Annotated in this window: 1 protein-coding gene; it reads left to right on the top strand. The window is 71.7% G+C overall.

Annotated features, from left to right (window positions below):
- Window positions 1-72: 72 nt before the first annotated feature.
- Window positions 73-4,178: beta-ketoacyl synthase N-terminal-like domain-containing protein (locus tag ACFXPK_RS32635; protein WP_385080770.1), on the top strand; the 4,106-nt coding region annotated here is incomplete at its 3' end.

Raw genomic sequence — 4,178 nt, forward strand, 5'->3', positions numbered from 1 at the left:
TCTTCGGGTTCGCCGGCGCTGCGTCTTGCTGCACTTCCGGTGTCCGAGCGGCATCGTGAGGTGTTGCATCTGGTGCGTTCGCAGGTGGCCGCGGTGCTCGGGCACGGTTCGGCCGAAGCCATTGGTGCTGAACGGGCTTTCCAGGAGCTGGGGTTCGACTCGCTGGCCGCGACGGAGCTTCGTAACCACCTCAACACGCTCACCGGGCTGCGGCTCCCGGCCACCTTGGTCTTCGACCACCCCAACGCCCTCGCCGTCACCGACCACATCACCTCGCGACTCGGCGGCGGGACCACGCAGGTGGCCGACCCGGTCCGTACCGGGGCCGGGCACCGGGCCGACGACGAGCCCATCGCCATCGTCTCCATGGCCTGCCGTTACCCGGGCGGAGTGACCACCCCCGAGGAGCTGTGGGGGCTGCTGATGGACGGCGGCGACACCGTCTCCGACCTGCCGGGCGACCGGGGCTGGGACATCGAGGGCCTCTACGACCCGGAACCCGGCAAGGAGGGCAAGAGCTACACGCGCCGGGGCAGCTTCCTGCACGACGCGGCCGAGTTCGACCCCGGGTTCTTCGGTATCTCGCCCCGCGAGGCCATGTACATGGACCCGCAGCAGCGCATGCTGCTGGAGACCTCCTGGGAGGCCCTGGAGCGGGCGGGGATCGATCCGGCCACCCTCAGGGGCAGCCGGACCGGCGTCTTCGCCGGTGTGATGTACCACGACTACGCGCTGAACGTCTCGCCCTCCGGCACCGCCGGCGGCAGCGTGGTGTCCGGCCGGCTGTCGTACACCTACGGCTGGGAGGGCCCGGCCGTCACCGTGGACACGGCCTGCTCCTCCTCCCTCGTCGCCCTCCACCTCGCCGTGCAGGCCCTGCGGTCCGGCGAGTGCACGCTCGCCGTGGCCGGTGGTGCGACCGTCATGTCGACGCCCGGCATGTTCGTCGAGTTCAGCCGTCAGCGGGGCCTCTCCGTCGACGGCCGCTGCAAGGCGTTCGCGGGCGCGGCCGACGGTGTCGGCTGGTCCGAGGGCGTCGGTGTGCTGCTGGTCGAGCGGCTGTCGGACGCCGTACGCAACGGGCACCAGGTGCTCGCCGTCGTCAAGGGCACGGCCGTCAACCAGGACGGTGCCTCCAACGGCTTCACGGCCCCCAACGGTCCTTCTCAGCAGCGGGTGATCCGCCAGGCGCTCCAGGGCGCCGGGCTCGCCGCGTCGCAGGTCGACGTCGTGGAGGCGCACGGCACCGGCACCACCCTGGGCGACCCGATCGAGGCGCAGGCGCTGCTGGCCACGTACGGTCAGGACCGGCCCGAGGACCGGCCGCTGCTGCTCGGCTCGATCAAGTCGAACATCGGGCACGCCCAGGCCGCCGCCGGTGTCGCCGGTGTCATCAAGATGGTCCTGGCGATGGAGCACGGCACGGTGCCGCGCACGCTGCACGTCGACCGCCCGTCGCCGCACGTCGACTGGACCGAGGGCAGTGCCGAACTCGTCACCGAGGACCGGCCCTGGCCGGTCACCGGCCACCCGCGCCGCGCGAGCGTCTCGGCATTCGGCCTCAGCGGTACCAACGCCCACGTCGTCCTGGAACAGGGCCCCGCCCCGGCCACGGAGGCGCCGTCGACCGACGAGCCGTCCACCCATGAGCCTGCTGCCCACGAGTCCACCGCCCCGGGTGGCGACCGTGCCCCCGCCGTCCTGCCGTGGACGGTGAGCGGAGCCACTGCCGAAGCCCTGCGCGCCCAGGCCGCCCGGCTCGTGGAACATCTGGCGGCCCGGCCCGACGAGCGTCCGCTGGACACGGCGTACGCGCTGGCCACCGCCCGTACCGCACTCGAATCCCGCGCGACCGTGGTCGGCGCGGACCGCGACGAACTGCTCGCCGGCCTCCGGGCCCTCGCCGCCGGTGAGAACACCGGTGGTGTGGTGACCGGCACCGCCCGCTCCGTCGGGACCACCGCCTTCCTCTTCTCCGGTCAGGGCTCGCAGCGGCTCGGCATGGGCCGTGGGCTGTACGACACCTTCCCGGTCTTCGCCGAGGCGTTCGACGGGGTGTGCGCGGGTCTGGACGAGCATCTTGAGCGTCCGCTGCGTGAGGTGGTGTGGGGTGAGGACGAGTCGGTCCTCAACGGCACCGCGTACGCCCAGGCCGGGCTGTTCGCCGTCGAGGTGGCCCTCCACCGACTCCTCGCCGCCTGGGGGATCACCCCCGATCTCGTGGCCGGGCATTCGATCGGTGAGGTCGCTGCGGCTCATGTTGCCGGGGTGTTCTCGCTGGCTGACGCGTGTGCGCTGGTGGCGGCGCGGGGTCGGTTGATGCAGGCGCTGCCGGAGGGTGGCGCGATGGTGGCCGTCGAGGCGTCCGAGTCGGAGGTGCTGCCGCATCTGGAGACCGTCGAGGACGTGTCGGTCGCCGCGGTCAACGGACCTTCCTCCGTGGTCATTTCCGGTGTGGAGAGCGAAGTCGAGGCGATCGCCGGGGTCTTCCGTGAGCAGGGTCGTCGGGTGAGCAGGCTGCGGGTTTCGCACGCCTTCCACTCGCCGTTGATGGAGCCGATGCTGGCTGAGTTCCGTGAGGTGGCGGAGCGGCTGTCGTACGGGGAGCCCCGGCTGCCCGTGGTCTCCAATGTGTCCGGCCGGATCGCGGAGGCCGGTGAACTGACCACCGCCGAGTACTGGGTGACTCACGTACGTGAGGCCGTCCGCTTCGCCGACGGTATCCGCGCACTGCGCACCGCGGGCGTGGACCGCTGCGTCGAGATCGGCCCCGAGGCGGTCCTGACCGGAATGGCCCGGACCTGCCTCGACGGGGACGACAACGGAAACGGGGACGACAACGGGAACGGAAGCGGAGACGGCGGCACCGGCGTACTGCTCGTACCGACCGCCCGTAAGGGACGCGACGAGAGCGACGCCCTGCTCACCGCCGTCGCCCAACTCCATGTCGCGGGAACGTCGGTCGACTGGGCCGGCTTCTTCGCCGGTACGGGCGCACGCGCCGTCGACCTGCCGACGTACGCCTTCCAGCGCCAGCGGTACTGGCTGACCGCGACCGACGGAGCCCCCGCCGCCGCGGGCAGCGCCGGACTCGATGCGGCGGACCATCCGCTGCTGGGTGCGGTGGTGTCGCTGCCGGATTCGGGTGGTGTGGTGCTGACGGGCAGGTTGTCGGTGGAGGCGCAGCCGTGGCTCGCCGACCATGTGGTCCTCGGCCGCGTACTGCTCCCCGGCGCCGTACTCGTCGAACTGGCCCTCGCGGCGGGCGAGTCGGTGAACTGCGCCACCCTGGACGAACTCACCCTCGCCGGACCGCTGGTCCTGCCCGAGCGAGGCGGAGTCCAGGTCCGCGTGATCGTCGGACCGTACGCGGCCGAGCGCCGTACCGTCGCCGTCTACTCCCGACCGGAAGGCACCGAGCAGGACTGGACCACGCACGCCACGGGCTTCCTGGCCGAGGCGGCTGTCGCGGCCGGGTTCGAGTTGGTGGAGTGGCCTCCGGCAGGTGCTGAGGTGGTGCCGGTGGAGGACGCGTACGGCGTCTTCGAGAGCCGTGGTTACGGTTACGGTCCGGTGTTCCAGGGGTTGCGTGCTGCGTGGCGTCGTGGTGAGGAGCTTTTCGCCGAGGTGGCGCTTCCGGAGGAGGCGGCCGGTGAGGCGGGTAGGTTCGGTCTGCACCCGGCGCTGCTGGACGCGTCCATGCACATCGCGATCCTCAACGACAGCACCGCATCCGACGACGGCACCACGGTCATCCCGTTCGCCTGGAACCGTGTCTCCCTGCACGCCGTCGGCGCCGCGTCCGTCCGTGTCCGGATCGCCACTGCCGACGACGGCGGCATGGACATCCGCGTCGCCGATGTGACCGGCGCCCCGGTCCTGGCGGTCGGCTCCATGGTCAGCCGCCCGGTCTCCGCCGGCCAGCTCGGCACCACGTCCGATGGCTCGGGCGCGCTCTACGGCACTGAATGGGTCGCCTCGGCGACGTCCGACGACACCGAGGCCGACTGGACCCCGTGGTCCGAGGTGGCGGAATCGCCGTCCGAGGCGCCGGCGATCGTGGTGCTGGATGCCCTGGTCGAGGCCGGAGTTGATGTTCCGGTGGGTGTGCGGTCGGTGTTGGACCGGGTGCTTGGTGTGGTGCAGCGGTGGGTGTCGGAGGAGCGGTTTGCGGGTTC

It is taken from the genome of Streptomyces sp. NPDC059142 (genome assembly GCF_042755665.1).
GTDB lineage: Bacteria > Actinomycetota > Actinomycetes > Streptomycetales > Streptomycetaceae > Streptomyces.